The organism is Streptomyces sp. NBC_00873, from assembly GCF_045207415.1.
In the GTDB taxonomy this organism is placed as follows: domain Bacteria; phylum Actinomycetota; class Actinomycetes; order Streptomycetales; family Streptomycetaceae; genus Streptomyces.
On record NZ_CP108803.1, the window covers coordinates 8,576,978 to 8,593,457 of the forward strand.

The 16,480-nt window shown below is 69.4% G+C and carries 18 protein-coding genes and 3 pseudogenes; 9 read left to right on the forward strand and 12 right to left on the reverse strand.

Annotated elements, in window-relative coordinates:
* Nucleotides 1-23 precede the first annotated feature (23 nt).
* From OH809_RS39735 to OH809_RS39745, 3 genes are read right to left on the reverse strand one after another with little or no spacing between them, the layout of a single operon-like run.
* On the reverse strand, nt 24-719 hold the full coding sequence (locus OH809_RS39735) for a phosphatase PAP2 family protein (protein ID WP_406416218.1): 696 nt from the start codon (nt 717-719) through the stop codon (nt 24-26).
* Nucleotides 716-1,318: a phosphatase PAP2 family protein gene (locus OH809_RS39740; protein WP_406416216.1), complete on the reverse strand. Its 603-nt coding sequence runs from the start codon at nt 1,316-1,318 to the stop codon at nt 716-718. The genes OH809_RS39735 and OH809_RS39740 overlap by 4 nt, the downstream gene beginning before the upstream one ends.
* On the reverse strand, nt 1,318-1,962 hold the full coding sequence (locus OH809_RS39745) for a DedA family protein (RefSeq protein ID WP_406416215.1): 645 nt from the start codon (nt 1,960-1,962) through the stop codon (nt 1,318-1,320). Before OH809_RS39745 ends, OH809_RS39740 begins: the two co-directional genes overlap by 1 nt.
* Before the next feature lie 239 nt (nt 1,963-2,201).
* Here OH809_RS39745 and OH809_RS39750 point away from each other — a divergent pair, with 239 nt between their 5' ends.
* From OH809_RS39750 to OH809_RS39765, 4 genes are all read left to right on the forward strand, one after another.
* Entirely contained in the window at nt 2,202-2,591 is a 390-nt protein-coding gene (locus OH809_RS39750) for a BlaI/MecI/CopY family transcriptional regulator (RefSeq protein WP_406424718.1), read from the forward strand.
* Nucleotides 2,588-3,529, forward strand: coding sequence for a M56 family metallopeptidase (locus OH809_RS39755; protein WP_406416213.1), 942 nt, complete (start codon nt 2,588-2,590; stop codon nt 3,527-3,529). Before OH809_RS39750 ends, OH809_RS39755 begins: the two co-directional genes overlap by 4 nt.
* A 93-nt stretch (nt 3,530-3,622) precedes the next feature.
* A complete protein-coding gene (locus tag OH809_RS39760) occupies nt 3,623-3,772 on the forward strand; it encodes a hypothetical protein (protein ID WP_406416211.1) in 150 nt (49 codons plus the stop codon).
* Between the two features lie 47 nt (nt 3,773-3,819).
* Nucleotides 3,820-3,966 (forward strand): hypothetical protein, encoded by a 147-nt coding sequence (locus OH809_RS39765; protein WP_406416209.1) that lies wholly within the window; start codon nt 3,820-3,822, stop codon nt 3,964-3,966.
* 11 nt (nt 3,967-3,977) lie between these two features.
* Here OH809_RS39765 and OH809_RS39770 read toward each other — a convergent pair whose 3' ends face one another.
* From OH809_RS39770 to OH809_RS39785, 4 genes and pseudogenes are all read right to left on the reverse strand, one after another.
* Nucleotides 3,978-4,232, reverse strand: a complete 255-nt coding sequence (locus OH809_RS39770) for a hypothetical protein (protein ID WP_406416208.1) — start codon at nt 4,230-4,232, stop codon at nt 3,978-3,980.
* A gap of 17 nt (nt 4,233-4,249) precedes the next feature.
* Nucleotides 4,250-4,672: a hypothetical protein gene (locus tag OH809_RS39775; protein WP_406416207.1), complete on the reverse strand. Its 423-nt coding sequence runs from the start codon at nt 4,670-4,672 to the stop codon at nt 4,250-4,252.
* A gap of 70 nt (nt 4,673-4,742) precedes the next feature.
* Nucleotides 4,743-5,024: a nuclear transport factor 2 family protein gene (locus OH809_RS39780; RefSeq protein WP_406424716.1), complete on the reverse strand. Its 282-nt coding sequence runs from the start codon at nt 5,022-5,024 to the stop codon at nt 4,743-4,745.
* A pseudogene (locus OH809_RS39785) lies at nt 5,008-5,502 on the reverse strand (SDR family NAD(P)-dependent oxidoreductase); the annotation flags it as partial. The pseudogene OH809_RS39785 and the gene OH809_RS39780, both read right to left, overlap by 17 nt.
* 200 nt (nt 5,503-5,702) lie before the next feature.
* On the opposite strand from OH809_RS39785, the gene OH809_RS39790 reads away from it, so the two are divergent.
* Nucleotides 5,703-6,284 carry a TetR/AcrR family transcriptional regulator gene (locus tag OH809_RS39790; RefSeq protein WP_406416205.1) on the forward strand — a complete coding sequence of 194 codons (582 nt, stop codon included), beginning with the start codon at nt 5,703-5,705 and terminating at the stop codon, nt 6,282-6,284.
* Between the two features lie 245 nt (nt 6,285-6,529).
* On the opposite strand, the pseudogene OH809_RS39795 reads toward OH809_RS39790, so the two are convergent.
* Nucleotides 6,530-7,024: pseudogene (locus OH809_RS39795) on the reverse strand (transposase); the annotation flags it as partial.
* A gap of 71 nt (nt 7,025-7,095) precedes the next feature.
* Between OH809_RS39795 and OH809_RS39800 the strand changes: the two are divergent.
* A complete protein-coding gene (locus OH809_RS39800) occupies nt 7,096-8,217 on the forward strand; it encodes an IS630 family transposase (RefSeq protein ID WP_331743599.1) in 1,122 nt (373 codons plus the stop codon).
* On the opposite strand, the pseudogene OH809_RS39805 reads toward OH809_RS39800, so the two are convergent.
* Nucleotides 8,217-8,598, reverse strand: a pseudogene (locus tag OH809_RS39805) (transposase); the annotation flags it as partial. The gene OH809_RS39800 and the pseudogene OH809_RS39805 sit on opposite strands and share 1 nt — an antisense overlap.
* A gap of 272 nt (nt 8,599-8,870) precedes the next feature.
* On the opposite strand from OH809_RS39805, the gene OH809_RS39810 reads away from it, so the two are divergent.
* Complete coding sequence (locus OH809_RS39810; RefSeq protein ID WP_406424714.1) at nt 8,871-9,599, forward strand: SDR family NAD(P)-dependent oxidoreductase; 729 nt, start codon at nt 8,871-8,873, stop codon at nt 9,597-9,599.
* Between the two features lie 333 nt (nt 9,600-9,932).
* Complete coding sequence (locus OH809_RS39815) at nt 9,933-10,919, forward strand: LLM class flavin-dependent oxidoreductase (RefSeq protein WP_406516161.1); 987 nt, start codon at nt 9,933-9,935, stop codon at nt 10,917-10,919.
* 299 nt (nt 10,920-11,218) lie between these two features.
* Here OH809_RS39815 and OH809_RS39820 read toward each other — a convergent pair whose 3' ends face one another.
* Nucleotides 11,219-11,716 (reverse strand): NUDIX domain-containing protein, encoded by a 498-nt coding sequence (locus OH809_RS39820; RefSeq protein WP_406516162.1) that lies wholly within the window; start codon nt 11,714-11,716, stop codon nt 11,219-11,221.
* A 222-nt stretch (nt 11,717-11,938) separates the two neighbouring features.
* On the opposite strand from OH809_RS39820, the gene OH809_RS39825 reads away from it, so the two are divergent.
* Entirely contained in the window at nt 11,939-15,367 is a 3,429-nt protein-coding gene (locus tag OH809_RS39825) for a phosphodiester glycosidase family protein (RefSeq protein WP_406516163.1), read from the forward strand.
* Between the two features lie 75 nt (nt 15,368-15,442).
* Here the strand turns inward: OH809_RS39825 and OH809_RS39830 are convergent, their stop codons facing one another.
* Nucleotides 15,443-15,853, reverse strand: a complete 411-nt coding sequence (locus OH809_RS39830) for a PTS-dependent dihydroxyacetone kinase phosphotransferase subunit DhaM (RefSeq protein ID WP_406416200.1) — start codon at nt 15,851-15,853, stop codon at nt 15,443-15,445.
* A complete protein-coding gene (gene dhaL / locus OH809_RS39835; RefSeq protein WP_406416198.1) occupies nt 15,850-16,464 on the reverse strand; it encodes a dihydroxyacetone kinase subunit DhaL in 615 nt (204 codons plus the stop codon). The genes OH809_RS39830 and dhaL overlap by 4 nt, the downstream gene beginning before the upstream one ends.
* Between the last annotated feature and the right edge of the window lie 16 nt (nt 16,465-16,480).

Consider the following 16,480-nt stretch of genomic DNA (forward strand, 5'->3'; position numbering starts at 1 on the left):
GAGGGGGGACCGGGACCGGCAGGTCACCTGCGGTGTGCGGGCAGTGCCGTCCGTATCAGCGCGGCCCCGAGCCCGAGCCAGAGCGCGGCGAACAGCCAGCCGGCCACCACATCAGTCACCCAGTGCACCCCGAGCAGAACCCGGCTCAGCCCGACGGCCGCGGCCCAGCAGCCGACCAGGACGGCGGCGACGCGGCCGGCCCTGCTCCCGTATGCCCGGTGGCCGATCGCCGCCACCAGGAGTCCCGCCATGAGCGCGGACGTCGTCGCGTGCCCGGACGGGAAGGCGAACCCGGAGGCGTGCGTCGCCCAGTCGCCCACCGGCGGGCGGGGCCGGCTGATCGCTTCCATCAGCCCGTAGCGCAGTGCCTGCCCCAGCAGCAGGAAGGCCAGGGCGCCCGTCGCGTACCCCAGACGGTGGCGCAGGTTCCGGCCCGCGATCAGTCCGGCGGCCACCGCGGCGGCGTACGGGAACACGCCCGTACCCGTCGCCGTGACCGCCCGGGCCGCCGTGACCAAGGCGGAGGGCCGATGGTGCAGGGACCATGCGTGCGCAGCCCGGTCGACGGGCGGCACGGCCCCGTGCCGGGCCGTGAGGACCACCACCGTCAGACCGAGGAGACCGACGAACCCGATCAGTACGGCCCCGAGCGCCGTACGGATGCAGGGGTCGATCGGGCCCGCAACGGACCGGCGCCCGGCCTCAGCCTCCTTGGTCACCGCGCCGCCACCAGGGGGCGCAGTCTGGTCTCGCGCAGCCGCACCACGACCGGGGCGCAGCGCCGGGCGGCGACGGTCAGCGGCCAGGCCACGAGCGCGCCGGTGACCAGCCCGATGAGCACGTCGTGCGGATAGTGCACGCCGATCCAGACCCGGGACGCGGCCATCAATAGCGCCGCAGGGACGGCTATGGCGCCGAGTCGGCGGTCGGTCAGCAGGATCGCGACCGCCGCGGCTGCGGCGATGGCGGCGTGATTACTGGGGAAGGACCAGTCGCCGAGCGGAGGGCACGCTTCCACCGTGACCGCATGCAGGGTCTGGCAGGGCCGCTGTTCATGGACGGCCATCTTCAGCAGGTCGTTTGCCACATAGGCGGCCACCACGACCAGGGGCGCACAGAGTGCCATCGCCAGGCGGGCGGGGGTGTCGGAGCGGGACCGCCACCAGGCCGCGAGCATCAGCAGGGCGAAGAGCGCGAGACCGAAGTCGGACCAGAGCCGGATCGTGGAGTCCAGAGCGGCGGGGGAGCGCTGGGCGAGCTCGGTGATCCAGGTGTAGAGGCCACCGTCGAGGGAGGTGGCGGCAGAGGCGAGCAGCATCAGCTGTGGTCTCCTTCAGCGGTGCGGCGGCCGCGCGAGCGCATCAGCTCGGTGGCGAGCGGGATCAGGGAGACAATGACCACGACGGCGACGATCGGCAGCAGATAGCGGTCGACACTGGGTACCGACGACCCCAGCCCGTATCCGGCGAGCACCAGTGCGACGGTCCACACCAGTCCGCCGACGATCTGCCAGATCGTGAAGAGCCGGGCCGGTACGTTGAGAGCCCCGGCCAGCGGGTTGAGCACCGTGCGCACCACAGGGACGAAGCGCGCCAGCATGATCGCGCGCGCGTGTCCGTACCGTTCGAGAAGTTCCTCGGCGCGGGCGGCTCCCGCATGCAGCTGCTTGGCCCGGCTCCGGGCCAGCAGGGCGCGGCCGCCGCGGCGCCCGATCCAGTACCCGGTCTGGGCGCCGAGGAGTGCGCCGACCACGGCAGCGATGAGCACCTGTGGCAAGGAGAGGTGGACCGCGCCGTGGTTACCGGGCACGCTCAGCAGCCCCGCCGTGAAGAGCAGGGAGTCGCCGGGGAGGAAGAATCCGACGAGCAGCCCCGTCTCCGCGAACAGCACGACCGCGATGCCGAGCGCGCCGAACGTGGCGAGCAGCGACCCTGCGTCCAACAGGTTCACTGCCTGCGGCATGGCTGCCAGTGAGGATACGGACACGGCGGAAGGCCTCCCATAATGGTGACTGGGCGCACCGACGGGACGCCCGACTGACTACAGTGCTGTAGACGGTCTACGTCACTGTAGACGCTCGGAGCAGGAGGAGGGTTCCCATGTCCCAGGTGCAGGGGATATCGAGCGAGGATCCGAACCCTCGCGCGGACGGCAAGCCGGCCCCTGGGCCGGGCAGTGAGTCGGCCCAGGCTTCCGCTTCGGTGCCCGGGCAGGCACCGGAGCCCTCCTCGGCGCCGGAACGGCGACCGGCCGGCGAGCTGGAATCCACCGTTCTCGCGGCTCTGTGGACGGCTGACACCCCGCTCACCCCTGGTCAGGTGCAGGGCGCCCTCGGCGCGCCCCTCGCCCGCACCACCGTCACCACGATCCTGACCCGGCTGTACGAGAAGGGCACGGTCACCCGTATCCGCGCCGGGCGCGGCTTCGCCTACACCCCCACCGAGGATGCGCCCGGCCTCACCGCCCGCCGGATGCACAGCGAACTGCAGAAGGAAGAGGACCGCAGCACCGTGCTGGCCCGATTCGTCTCGCAGCTCACCGACGAGGACGAGCAGCTGCTCCGGGAGCTGCTCGACGGAGACGCCCCATGATGTACGCCGTATGGGTTCCACTGCTCATGCCGTTCGTCGCGGTTCCCGCCGCCCGCCGTCTGGCGGACGCCCTGGCGCCTCTGCGTGCCGTTCGGCTGCTCGCCTCGGCGGCCGTGGGTCTCGCCCTGTGCAGCACGCTTGCCCTGGTGCTGCTGGTGGTGCCCGGCGCGACCCAGCTGTCCGCGGTTGCCGCGGTCGGTGAACTCGTCAAGCCGCTTGCCGCCGCGCCCGCCGCCGTGGCCGTTCCGCTCGCCCTTGCCGCCCTGGCCCTGCTGGCCGGCTGCACCGCCGCGGTGGTCCGTACTGCCCGCCGCCACTGGGTGGAGCTGCAGCGTGCCAGGCAGTCGGCCGAGTGCTCCGGCGGTGAACTGGCCGTCCTGCGCGACAGCCGCCCCGACGCCTATGCGCTGCCCGCACTCCCGGGCAGTCCCGGCCGGATCGTCGTCACTACCGGCATGCTGCGCGCCCTGAACCCCGCCGAACGCGACGCCCTGCTCGCGCACGAGCGTGCCCATCTCGCGGGCCGCCACCACCTCTTCCTCGCTGCTACCGAGCTCGCCGCCCTCTGCCATCCCGCTCTGCGCTCACTGCGCGCGCCCATGGGCTACGCCCTGGAGCGCTGCGCCGACGAGGCGGCGGCCGTCGCTGTCGGCGACCGGCGGGTCGCCGCGCGCGCGATCGGCCGCGCGGCGCTCGCGGCGCGGGCGGCGGAAGGGGTGCGGGCGCGCCCCCGTGTGGCGCTCGCGGCGGCGGGGGGCCCGGTTCCGCGCCGGGTCGCGGCGCTGCTCGGCCGGGTCACCCACCGGCCGGGCGTCGGCCGCGCCGCGGCGGCCGTGCTGCTGGCCTGCCTGATCCTGTCCGGGACCGCCGCACTCGACGCGACGAACGATCTGCACAGCAGCATCGAGGTCGCACAGGGCGAGGTCCCGCAGCACTGACCGCGCGGGGCGCCTGCGACGTACGTGGCGCACCTTCTCTCATCCGCCTCAGAAGTTGAGCATGACAACAGCCTTGACGCCCGGGCCCCCTCTGTGAGCCTCGCGTGGGAGCGCTTCCGCATCTCCGTCGAGACAGAGGGGCTGATCCATCGCCAACCTGCCGCTGCGCGCTACGCCGTCGAGGACACCGAACTCCACGACGGCACCCTCATCGCCCGCGGCGACGCGATTCTCGCCGCCTGAGCCTCGGCCGGCCGCGACCGGGCCGCCACGGCGCGACCGCAGGCACCTTGGACCTGTCCCACGTCGACAAGAAACACCTGGCCTTCGGCCACGGAGCGCACTACTGCATCGGCGCCCCGCCGGCCCGCCTGGAGGCATCGATCGGCCTCCCCGCCCTGTCGCCGGTGTCGGGGTCGACCACAGCGCGCGGATAGCGGATGGACCGTCACGCGTCCTGGCGGAACGACGCGATGGCGCGCTGGATCGAGGGGGTCATGCCACAGGTGATCGAGAAGTGCGTGCGTCTGTGGCGGCAGGCGGCCACCACGTCGGCGCTGTAGAACGCCGCCAGTTCGGCCAGGACCTTGCGGTGCACCGCGTGCAGTTGCAGGCCCTTGCCGTGGGTGAAGGAGCGCAGGAACGTGCCCAGGGTCGATGGCGCCGGCAGGGGGACGCCAGCTCGTATGCCTTCGTCCGGCACGCGGTCTGCCGCAACTGTCAGGACAGCTGGTCGAGCAGTTCCTGACGGTGTGCGGTGGCCCACGAATCAAGATGGATGGGCTCTCGGCCGAGCAGGTCCTGGACCGTGCTGGTGGTGACCGCGGAGTAGTCCATCCGGCCCTCGTAGGTCTGTCGCGCCCACATCAGCGTGCTGGCCGCGTACGCGGCGTCCATGTTGGCAGGCGCGGTGTTCAGCCCCGCATCGATCATGCGCTGCAGATCGTCCGGGGTCAGCACGAGCGCGGGGATCTCCCGCCCGAGGGCGGCGGACAGGACCTCGGCCACGTCGGCGCCATTGAGGAGATCGGCGGACAGGTAGTACTCCTTGCCCGCATGCGTCTTGGGGCCTTCGGCCAGGACCTTGGCCACGACCGCCGCGATGTTGTCGTCGGCGATCCAGCCGACCTGCTTGTCACCCATCGGCCACACCATCTGGCCGTCGCGCAGCCGGTTGATGCACTACGTCGAAGGCGAATGCTCGCTGCTTTGGTCAGCGCTCCTCGGGGAACGTGTCACCGTACATCGGTAGGCCGCTCACCGAGTTCGCGCGGGATGTCTCGTTCTCGATGATGTCCCAGTGCTCCTTGAGCAGCCCATCCTCCATACGGACGAAGTCTGCGGCGATCCAGGGTGCCGGTTGACCGTGTCCGGAGAACCGTCCGCGGACCATCACCATGTCGCCTTCCGCCATGATGAAGTCGACCTCGTGCCGCAGCTCGTCCGGCAGGATCTTGACCAGGTCCCTTGAGCTCCTTGGTCCAGGTGCGGGCATAGGAGCGCACGGCGGCTTTGGTGGCGCTGTAGGTGGTGTACCCGCCGACACCGGTGTGGCCGGCGATCGATCCGACGAGGATGATCGATCCGCCGTCGTTCATCAGGGGCAGCGCTTTCTGGGCGGTGAAGAGGATGCCACGGGCGTTGAGGTTGAAGGTGCGGTCGAAGCTCTCTTCGGTGATCTGGCCGAACTCCTGCGGATCGACCAGACCCGAGTTGGCGACGACGACGTCGATCTTCCCCTTCTCCTTCGCGATGGTCTGGAAGAGCCGGTCGAGGTCGGCAGAGACGGTGACGTCACCCTGGACAGTCGTGACGTTCTCGCCGATCTCTTCTTTCGCCTTGTCCAGTTCGGGCCGGCGCCGCCCGGTGATGAACGCGTAAGCACCTTCCTCCACGAACCTCTGCGCGATTGCGAATCCGATACCACTGCTGCCGCCAGTGACGAGGGCGACCTTGCCGTCCAGCCTGTTCATGGCTGTGACCTTTCATGTGTGAGCCGTATCAGCTCTGGTAGCCGGTCCCCCGTGGGCGTTTCGCCCGCTTCGGGGCACTGCCTGGTTCCATTCTCATCCGGCGATGACGTCGAACTCGTTGCCTTCGGGGTTGGCGAACGTCGTCCAGCGGGCGGAGCCCTGCGCTACGTCGCGGATCCGGGAGGCGCCGAGCAAAGAAGGTGCCCTCACCGAAGGAACGCAGCGCGGCAGCGCGAGCGCGGCTGCTGGGCGCCGCCAACGAGCTGTTCTACGCCGAGGGTGTCCAGTCGGTCGGGATCGACCGCGTCATCGAGCGCGCCGGAGTCGCGAAGGCGACGCTGTACAGCGTGTTCGGCAGTAAGGACGGTTTGGTCCGCGCGTACCTCCAGGCGCGGCACGCCGCGACCGCCGAGCGCATGACGCGCGAGCTCGAGACCCGTTACGACACCCCGAAAGAGCGCCTGGTCGGCGCCTTCGAGGCGCAGGGTCTGTCGTTCACCGAGCCGGGTTTCCGCGGCTGCGCGTTCATCAGCGCGAGCGCCGACGCCCCACCCGGCGGTGTCGTCGAACAGGCCGCGCAGGACTACCGCACCTGGCTGCGCGAGCTCTTCTTCGACCTTTCACAGCAGGCCGGCGCCAAGGACGCCAAGTCACTCGCCCATCAACTGGTACTGCTCTACGACGGCGCCGGGATCAGCGCCTGGCTGGACCGCGACCCCAGCGCCGAAACGGCGGCCCGCACCGTAGCCGCCACCCTGGTCGACGCCGCCATTCCGGACTGAACCGGCCCACCTGGACCGCGATCACCGACCTTCGATCCCACCGGCGTGTGTCGGATGACTTTGAGGCGCTTGTGCCGCGGTTTACCAGCACATACCTCTGGCGGCGCGACGACCGCTGACACCCGCAACCCGCTCACCCGACTGGGCGGGCCCCACCACGTCGGCAGACGGTTCAGGGCCCTACGTGGCATCGGTGCGGCTGTACAGGTCGTTGCGAGTCGGCGGCCGCCGCGCGTGAGGCGGGCGGCAATGTCGACCATGCCGGTCAGCTCCGCGACCGCGGCTCCCTCTCGCAGTGTTCCGTTCTGGTCGAGGGCGGGATGCCAGAGATGCTCGGGCAGCGAGCGGATCGCGCGGCGGACCGGCTCGGTGACCGCGTATCCGACCGAGAAACGCAGGTCCAACCCGTGCTCGCGCAAGGTTCGGATGTGGGCGAGGAAGGCTTTCGCGGATCCGGCGCTGTCGGCGCGCACCAGGATCGCGGTGCCGTGCCGGTGAGCGTCCGGGATCCGCGCGAGGGCGTCGTCCAACACCGCGATGTGATCGGCGGCGGCGGTGTTGGCTCCGGAGTTGCCGGGCCGCAGCCGGCCTGACATGGCCTCGCCGGTGTTCGCGAGGAAACACAGCAGCGGGTGGAAGCCGAAGCCGCCCTTATAGGTAGGTGCGGCCTGTGCCTTTTCCGAGTGGCAGGTGATCAGCGTGGCGTCGAGGTCCAGGACCAGGCCGGGCAGTTCTCGTCCGCCGGCCCGGACAGCGGGTATGCCCTCGCCGGTCTAGTGTCCTGCGCCGGAGATCCGTCGTTAGTACCTGTATGAGTGTTTCTGCGGGTGTGCCCGCACCGCGTCGTGGTCCGAAGCTGGAACCGTTGTTGTTGTCCGTTGACGAGCGTGCGGTGTTGGAGCGTTGGGCCCGGCGGGCGACGTCTGCGCAGGCGGTGGCGTTACGGGCGCGGATCGTGCTGGCGTGTGCAGGCCCTGACGTTCCGCCGATTGTTGTGGTGGCGCGGGATCTGCGGGTAGCGGCGGACACGGTCCGCAAGTGGCGTCGGCGGTTCCTGGCCGCCCGGCTGGACGGGTTGGTGGACGAGCCCCGGCCGGGCCGGCCGCCCACCATCAGCGTCGACCAGGTGGAAGCGGTCGTGGTCAGCACGCTGGAGGAGATCCCGAAGAATGCCACCCACTGGTCGCGCAAGTCGATGGCCGAACGCAGTGGGCTGTCGAAATCGACCGTGGGCCGAATCTGGCGGAAGTTCCATCTCAAGCCTCATCTGACGGACACCTTCAAACTGTCGACGGACCCCTTGTTCGTGGAGAAGGTCTACGACGTGGTCGGGCTGTACTTCAATCCGCCCGAAGGGGCGGTGGTGCTGTCGGTGGACGAGAAGTCGCAGATCCAGGCGCTGGACCGGTCCCAGCCGGTGCTGCCGATGATGCCGGGCATGCCCGAGCGTCGCACCCATGACTACGTCCGTAACGGTCTGACCACCCTCTTCGCGGCCTTCGACGTCGCGACCGGCGAGGTCATCACCTCGCTGCACCGTCGGCACCGGGCAGCGGAGTTCAAGAAGTTCCTCATCAAGATCGAGAAGGAGGTTCCTGGGCACCTCCAGGTCCACCTGATCTGCGATAACTACGGCACCCACAAGACACCCGCCATCAGAGCATGGCTGGCCAAGCACCCCCGATTCCACCTGCACTTCACCCCTACTGGTTCGTCCTGGATCAACCAGGTGGAGAGGTGGTTCGGCTTCCTCGCCGACCAGAAGATCCGCCGCGGTGCACACAAAAGCGTACGTTCCCTGGAAGCCGACATCCGATCCTGGGTCAAGGAATGGAACGAAAACCCAACACCGTTCATCTGGACCAAGACAGCCGAAGAGATTCTCGACTCACTCGCCCGCTTCTGCCAACGGATCTCCGGCGCAGGACACTAGGCGGCCTGCATCCAGGCGACCTCCCGGGCTGAGGCGCGGGCCGCTCGAAGCGAAGCAAGTGCGGCGTTGTCGGTGTCGGCGCAACCGCCAGGCCGTGGAGGCGGAGGCGACCGGGCCGAACACCTCGGCCTGGTCCCGCAGCGCGGCCAGATCCGTAATGGCCTCGCCGCCGTCGGCAAGCATCACCGCGAGGTCCGTCATGATTCGGCCCGGGTCGTGGCCGGTCCCGCGCGGCCTCAAGGGGTGCAACGCAACGGAGTACGCACCGGTCAGCCCAGTTGCATCGGCGAGATCAGCCAGCAACCGCGATCCAGCATGTCCAATCACCCCCGACCCGTCAGCGGACACCACGAGCCTGGGACGAGAACCGATACCCTTCACGCAGAAAGTGCCTTCCTCCGGCGACGATCAAACCCCTAGACAAGGTTCATCGTCCCAGCTCAGGAAGGCACTTTCGCGTATCCGGCCAGCATCCGGACCAGCCTCAACCGAAACGGCGAGACTAAGGCACAGGACCACCGATTGGCGCTTTAATTCGCCATTGGGCGTGGGTATATCGGCTTGAGCTGACCTTTCCGGACTAAGATGTCTGCGACATCCGGGATGAACCCAGACCATCCGGCCAATCATATTTTGAGAATGTTGTGGTGACTATGGGCAAGTTGCAGGGAAAAGTGGCGGTCATCACCGGCGGCACCACGGGGATCGGACTGGCCACAGCAAGGCTCTTCGTCAGAGAGGGGGCATATGTCTTCATCACGGGCCGCCGCCGGAAAGAACTCGATGAAGGTGTGAAGGCAATCGGTGGCAACGTGTCCGGCGTTCAGGGGGACGTCGCCGAACTGGCAGACCTTGACCGCCTCTACGAGACCGTCAGGACGAAGGGGCGAATCGATATCGTTTTCGCCAACGCCGGTCTAGCTGAGTTCGCTTCGTTGGGAGACGTCACGGAAGAGCATTTCGACAAAATTTTCAACATCAACGTGAAGGGGGCGCTCTTCACGGTACAAAAGGCCCTACCGCTATTGAATGATGGCGCCTCCATCATTCTCACGGGCTCCGTTGCGAGTGTCAAGGGAACCCCCGCGTTCTCGGTCTACGGTGCGAGCAAGGCTGCCATCCGAAATTTCGTTCGAGGGTGGACGGTGGAGCTGAAGGATCGCCGCATCCGGTCCAACGTCCTCAGCCCTGGCCCGATCGAAACGTCGCTTGCGGCGAGGCAGCCTCAAGACGCCATCACGAAAATTGCGTCCACCATTCCGATGGGCCGCATAGGGGAGCCCGACGAAGTTGCCAAGGCGGCGCTTTTTCTGGCCTCAGATGACTCCAGCTTCGTCACGGGAATCGAACTGTTCGTCGATGGCGGCAGAGCGCAAATCTAATACTGCAACGGCGCATCGACAGTGTTGTTCTGGTCGCGGGGCCCGTCGTGACCACATGCCGGCGTAGAACTTCAGATTCAGAGCCACTCCCAAGGACAGGGATACAGGCGAGTGCCTCTCGATTCGCGCAGGTGACCGCCATCGGCGGGCCGTTCGAGATCATCGATCGTGAGATGCCACAGCCAGGCCCCGGCCACGTGCGGGTTGCCGTGGACGTCCGCGAACCTGCCACAGCGACAGCGTTTTCGTGAACGCCAAGTTCCCGCCCAGCTCGGAGTCCCAGACGTGAACCTGGGGGGTGGGGACTTCCTTCCTCCCCGAGGAGCCTGACCAATGGACGTGTCCTGCCAGTTCGCCACATCTCTGCACTCTCCCGAACACATCGCCATCGCAGAGCAGTTGGGCTACCATCGCGCCTGGCTCCACGACACCCCCGCCCAGAGCCCCGACGTCTGGGCGATGCTTGCGCTGGCAGCCGAACGCACCCACCGCATCGGTCTTGCCCCCGGTGTCCTCGTCCCGACGCTGCGCCATCCGATGGTCAACGCCTCCGGCGCCGCCACCCTCGCCGCTCTCGCACCCGGCCGAGTGGCCCTCGCCTTCGGCACCGGGTTCAACGGCACGCGCGCCCTCGGCTCACCCCCGGCCACCTGGTCCTACCTCAGCACGTACGTCCGGACGGTACGCGGTCTGCTGCGCGGTGACACCGTGGAATGGGACGGCGCCCCCATGCGCATGATGCATCCCGGCACGAACGCGCCGCAGCGACCCATCGACATCCCTGCGTTGGTATCCGCTCTCGGCCCCAAAGGTCTCGCTGTCACCCTTGAGATCGCTGACGGCCTCTTCAGCGTCAACGGCGAAACCGCCCACGCCCACGAATTCACCTGGGCCGCCCTGGGCGTCCACGGCACCGTCCTGAGCGAGGACGAACCACTCGACTCCCCCCGCGTCCGCGCCGCCGCCGGCCCCGGTAACGCTCTGGCCTATCATGCCGCCTACGAATTCGGCGGCGACCCCACCACCCTGCCCGGCGGACAAGCCTGGCTCGACGCCGTCACCGCCCACCCCCGCACCGAACGCCACCTCGCCGTACACGATCAGCACCTCACCGACCTCAACGCAGCGGACAACGCCGCCTGGAGCGCGGGAGGCTGGCAGGCAATCACCTCCACCACCGTCACCGGAACCCCCGACCGTATCCGCGACCAGCTCAGCGCCTACGCACGAGACGGCGTCACCGAAATGGTCTACCAGCCCACCGGCCCCGACATCCCCGGCGAGCTCGAACGCTTTATCGCCATCGCCCGTGACGTATAGGTGAATTGTCGGTCGTTGCAGGGTAGGGGGTGATCGCGCTTACGGTCATTTTGCGGCAGCCGCCCACGCTCTGCCAGGCGCACTGCCAGCAGCAGCCCCGCATCCCCCACTGGGTTCGGCTCGCCGAACCCGACGGAGATCGCGGAAGCAGCTTGGGAAGGGTGGCATCTCGCGGATGCTCTCTCGATCTGCGTATGTCGGACCGTAGGAAGCCCTCATCGTGCCAGCTCAGTGGGCATTCGCGCCTTCATGTTCAGCCCCTGGACCGGCTGTTGATCGGTGGATCGAGACTGAGCGGCTCAGGGCCCGTCCTGCGCCGACCCACCTCGCACATGGTCCCGCAACCGGTCGACAAAGACTCGTTGGCCCGCGACGAGACGCTCCGCCGCCTCCTCCGGTGTGCACCAGGCGAACCGGTCGATCTCCGGGAACTCCCGCTGCACGCCCGACCCCCGGGGCCACTCCATGGTGAACGTCCCCGGCTCGGCCCGGGCCGGATCGGCATCACCCTCCAGAGCCCACACCACCACCGTCTTGCCTCCGGCCTGGCGGGACTCACCGAGCGGCACCCACTCCCCGTCCGGCGCCGGATGGCCGAACTCCTCCTCGAACTCACGGCGGGCAGCGGCCTCGGGTTCCTCGCCGGGCCCGTACTCACCCTTGGGGACGGACCACGAGGCAGCCTCGCGGCCCGCCCAGAAGGGGCCGCCCATGTGCCCGAGGAACACCTCGAACCCGACGCCCCCGCCCGCCGACCGGAACAGGAGAAGTCCCGCACTGCGCTTTTGAGATGACATGCCGTCAAGTCTTCCCAATGATCACGGGTGTCATCGACTCGCCGCACCCTGTTTCCCCCGAGGTTCCCGAGGCCCCCTGGTGCGCGGCGGTACGCGCGGCCATGCTGTCCGCCGACAGCGCTTACTGCCCGTGCAACCATCGCCATTCCAGGAGGATTTGTGGGCCCTGGCACAGTCGGCAAAGCAACGCGTCCGCTCGTGATCCTCGCGACGGTGTCCGCGATGACGGTGGGAGCCATCGCCCCTGCCGTCGCCGATTCGACTCCCGACCCCCGTCCCCGTAACTCCGCCGAAGTACTCAGACCCGTCGCCCCGCCGGCGGCGAGCCATGCGGCAGGCCAATCCCGATCCGTCGTGGACGGCGACGGCATCGAGACCGCCCGGACCTCGCGCCCGATCGCCCCCGGAGTCCGCCTCAGCTCGTACGACCGGCTCGAATCCGACAAGTGGCTGCGGGTCGACTCCCTCTCCGTCGACCTCGACGGCAGTGGCGTGCAGGCCGACTACCTCTCCACCGGAAAGGTCTCCGACCGGCGCACGGTCTCACAACTCGCCGCCGGGCACGACGCGGGCCCCGGCCGCCGGACCGTCGCCGCGATCAACGCCGACTTCTTCGACATCAACCAGACGGGTGCGCCCGAAGGCGTCGGAATCAAGGACGGCGTGCCCGTCCAGTCACCCGCCCCCGGAGTCAACCGGGCGGTCGGCATCGGCCCGGGCAGCGCGGGCCGCATCCTGAACCTGTACTTCGAGGGGACACTCACCCTGCACTCCGGGCAGCGGCCGCTCGCCGCGTACAACGCCGCCAATGTGCCGAGCGGGGGAGTGGGCGCCTACACCCCGGCCTGGGGAACCGCCGACCGTGCACTCACTGTCGACAAGGCGACTCCCGTCGCCGAAGCGGTCGTACGCGACGGCAAGGTCGTCTCCGTGTCGCACACCCCCGGCTCCGGCGCCGTCCCCGACGACACCACGGTCCTCGTCGGGCGCGAGGCCGGAGCCGCCGCACTCACGTCGCTCCGGCCGGGCGACCCCGTGTCGCTGACCTACCGGGCACGCACCGACAGCGGAGACGTACCCCGCACCGCCGTCGGCGGCCGGGAACTCCTCGTCGTCGACGGCGTCGCACAGAACCACGACGGAGAGGGCAACAACACCGCCGCCCCGCGCACCGCCGTCGGCTTCTCCCGGGACGGCAGCACGATGCAGATCCTCACCATCGACGGCCGGCAGGCCGACAGCGGCGGTGTCACACTCACCGAACTCGGCCAGATGATGCGGCGGGCAGGCTCGTACAGCGCACTCAACCTGGACGGCGGCGGCTCCTCGACCCTCGTCGCCCGCGTGCCCGGCAGCGACGCCCTGCAGGTGGAGAACAGCCCGTCCGACGGCACCGAGCGCACCGTCCCCAACGGCCTCGCCCTCACCGCCCCCGACGGCAGCGGCCGCCTCAAGGGCTTCTGGGTCGAGACCCGCACCCCGGCCGGTACCGCACCGGGCGTCGACCCCGTCAAGGGCGGCCACCCCGAGCGGGTCTTCCCCGGACTCACCCGCCGCCTCACCGCGATCGGATACGACGAGACGTACGGCCCGGCCACCGGCATCCCGCACTGGCGCACCGCCCGCAACAACGTCGGTACAGTCGACGGCAACGGGCTCTTCACCGCACGCCACAGCGGCACCACGGAGGCGCGCGCCGAACTGGGATCCGCCCGCGGCAGCACCGCGCTGACCGTCCTTGACAGTCTGGCCCGGATCGAGCCGACCACACAGCGGGTGGGTCTCGCGAACGCCGAAGCCACCGGTACCTTCGGCATCGTCGGACTCGACGCGCACGGCACCAGCGCCCCCGTCGAACCCCGCGACGTCACCCTCGACTACGACCACGCGCTCTTCGACATCCGCGACGGCGGCAAGGGCAACTTCACCGTCACCTCACGCACCGGCGGCGGCGCCGGACAGATCAGGGCGACCGTCGCGGGCACCACCACCGTCCTCGCCGTCAGCGTCGGCCTCGCCGAGCAGGCCGTCTCCGACTTCGACGACGCCGGGTCCTGGAAGTTCAGCCAGGCGCGGGCGAGCGGATCCCTCTCCGCCACCCCCGAAGGCCACAGCGGCACCGGACTCGGACTCACGTACGACTTCACCCAGTCGACCGCGACGCGCGCCGCGTACGCCGCCCCGCCCCAGCCGGTCACCGTGCCCGGACAGCCCCAGTCGTTCAAGCTCTGGATCAAGGGCGACGGCAAGGGCGCCTGGCCGACGCTGCACCTCAAGGACGCTGCGGGCTCCGACCAGTTGCTCCGCGGACCGTACGTCACCTGGACCGGCTGGCGGCAGGTCACCTTCGCCGTGCCGGCGGGCGCGGCCATGCCGCTCAGCGTGTACCGCTTCTACCTCGCCGAGACGGCGGCCGCCCAGCAGTACACCGGTGGGATCGTCATCGACGACCTCACCGCCCAGGTGCCGCCCGCCGTCGACCTGCCCGAACAGGCCGTGACCACTGACCCGTTGATCGATCCGGCCGCGGTCACCGAAGCCCGGGACTGGCAGTTCGCGGTGATGTCGGACGCCCAGTTCGTCGCCCGCGACCCCGACAGCGCCATCGTCACCCAGGCGCGGCGCACCCTGCGCGAGATCAAAGCGGCACGGCCCGACTTCCTGGTCATCAACGGCGACCTCGTCGACGAGGGATCACCCGCGGACCTCGCCTTCGCGCGCCAGATCCTGACCGAGGAACTCGGCGACTTCCTGCCCTGGTACTACGTGCCCGGCAACCATGAAGTGATGGGCGGGAAGATCGACAACTTCATCACCCAATTCGGACCCGCCCAGCGGACGTTCGACCACAAGGGCACCCGGATCATCACGCTCGACACCTCCGGCCTCACCCTGCGCGGCGGAGGCTTCGCCCAGATCAAGGAGGTGCGCGCCCAGCTCGACGCGGTGGCGAAGGACCCTGACGTCGACTCGGTGATGATGATCGAGCACGTTCCGCCGCGCGATCCGACCGTTCAGAAGGGCAGCCAGCTCGGGGACCGCAAGGAGGCGGCCCTGGTCGAACAGTGGCTCGCCGACTTCCGCCGTACGACGGGCAAGGGCGCCGCATTCATCGGCAGCCATGTCGGGGTCTTCCACGCCTCGCACGTCGACGGCGTGCCGTATCTGATCAACGGCAACTCCGGGAAGGCACCGGCCGGACCGGCGGACGAGGGAGGCTTCACCGGCTGGTCCCTCGTCGGCGCGGACCACGTCTCGCCCGGCGAACAGGCCACCGCGCGGGAGAAGCCGTGGAAGGGCGCGCCCGACTGGGTCTCGGTGCAGACCCGGGCGCATGTCGACACACTGACACTGGACGCCCCGTCCGCGCTCGGCGCGGGACACACTGCGAAGATCGCGGCGACCGTCACCCAGGGCGCCCGCAGCGTCCCGGTCGCGTTCCCGCTGGCCGCCGACTGGACCGGGTCGACGAACGTCCACATCGGCGACCGGGACAGTGCCCGGCACCGGCACACGGCGGTCTTCGACCCGTCCACCGGCACCCTCACGGCGCTTCGGCCGGGCACGATCACGCTCGCGGTGACGGTCAACGGCACGACGCAGCTGACCCGGATCCGGATCGCCGCGGCAGGCACCGCCTCGGCAGCCTGACGGAACACGCGCACCACACGGCGGTCCCGCACCCGGTTCCACGAACCGGGTGCGGGACCCCGTACTTCCGGTCCCTCACACCTTGCGGTAGCCGTACGCCTCCGTCGCCGCGGCCTCCACGGCGGCAAGATCACCGCCCGCCGACGCCGTGACGAGTGCGGCGACCGCGCCCTCCACGAACGGCGCGTCCACCAGCCGTGCCCCGTCCGGCAGTTCGTCCCCCTCGGCCAGCATCGCTTTCACCGTGAGCACCGCACTGCCCAGGTCGACCAGCACCGCGATGCCCACGCCGCCGTCGACCTTCCGGGCCGCCTCGGCGATGAGCTCCGCACTGGTTCCGAGCGCACCCGACGGCGTACCGCCGGCTGCGGCCACGGGCGCCGTCGCACCACCGGCTGCCAGCCCCTTGGCCAGCTCGGCCACCGCCTCGGCCACCGGCCCGCTGTGCGACACCAGCACGATTCCTACCTGCTTCTCCTCGCTCACGAGCCGCCTCCACTGCGCTCGTACGACTCCGCCAGCGTGGCGATCAGCAGTGCGGACGACGTCGCACCCGGATCCTGATGCCCGATGCTGCGCTCACCCAGATAGCTGGCCCGGCCCTTGCGCGCCCGCATCGGCACGGTCGCGGTCGCACCCGCATCGGCCGCGTCCCGGGCAGCGGCGTACGACGTACCGAGCGCTTCCACGCCCGGCAGCAGCGCGTCGAGCATCGTCTTGTCCCCGGCCCGCGCACCGCCCAGCTGTCCCACGGCGGCGACACCCGCGGCGAACGCCTCGGCCAATTGCTGATCCGTCACGGCGGGCGCATCGCCCAGCGCCTTCCCCGTACGTCGCAGCAGCGTCCCGTACAACGGCCCCGACGCCCCGCCGACAGTCGAGATCAACTGCCGCCCCGCAAGCATCAGTACGGCCCCCGGCGTCTGCGGGTCCTCCTTCTCCAGTACCGCGGTCACCGCGGCGAATCCGCGCTGCATATTGGTGCCGTGATCGGCGTCCCCGATCGCCGAGTCGAGTTCGGTGAGGCGGTCCGCCTCACGGTCCACAGCGGCCGCGGCGGCGGCCATCCACCGGCGGAAGAAGTCAACGTCGAGCACATGGATCTCCTTGTCC

Bases quoted from the DNA above. Each gene is read 5' to 3' on its own strand.
- OH809_RS39815 (WP_406516161.1), top strand. From the start codon at position 9,933: ATGGACGTGTCCTGCCAGTTCGCCACATCTCTGCACTCTCCCGAACAC.
- OH809_RS39810 (WP_406424714.1), top strand. From the start codon at position 8,871: ATGGGCAAGTTGCAGGGAAAAGTGGCGGTCATCACCGGCGGCACCACG.
- OH809_RS39755 (WP_406416213.1), top strand. From the start codon at position 2,588: ATGATGTACGCCGTATGGGTTCCACTGCTCATGCCGTTCGTCGCGGTT.
- OH809_RS39800 (WP_331743599.1), top strand. From the start codon at position 7,096: ATGAGTGTTTCTGCGGGTGTGCCCGCACCGCGTCGTGGTCCGAAGCTG.
- OH809_RS39775 (WP_406416207.1), bottom strand. From the start codon at position 4,672: ATGGGTGACAAGCAGGTCGGCTGGATCGCCGACGACAACATCGCGGCG.
- OH809_RS39745 (WP_406416215.1), bottom strand. From the start codon at position 1,962: ATGCCGCAGGCAGTGAACCTGTTGGACGCAGGGTCGCTGCTCGCCACG.
- OH809_RS39740 (WP_406416216.1), bottom strand. From the start codon at position 1,318: ATGCTGCTCGCCTCTGCCGCCACCTCCCTCGACGGTGGCCTCTACACC.
- OH809_RS39820 (WP_406516162.1), bottom strand. From the start codon at position 11,716: ATGTCATCTCAAAAGCGCAGTGCGGGACTTCTCCTGTTCCGGTCGGCG.
- OH809_RS39780 (WP_406424716.1), bottom strand. From the start codon at position 5,024: ATGCCCGCACCTGGACCAAGGAGCTCAAGGGACCTGGTCAAGATCCTG.
- OH809_RS39825 (WP_406516163.1), top strand. From the start codon at position 11,939: ATGACGGTGGGAGCCATCGCCCCTGCCGTCGCCGATTCGACTCCCGAC.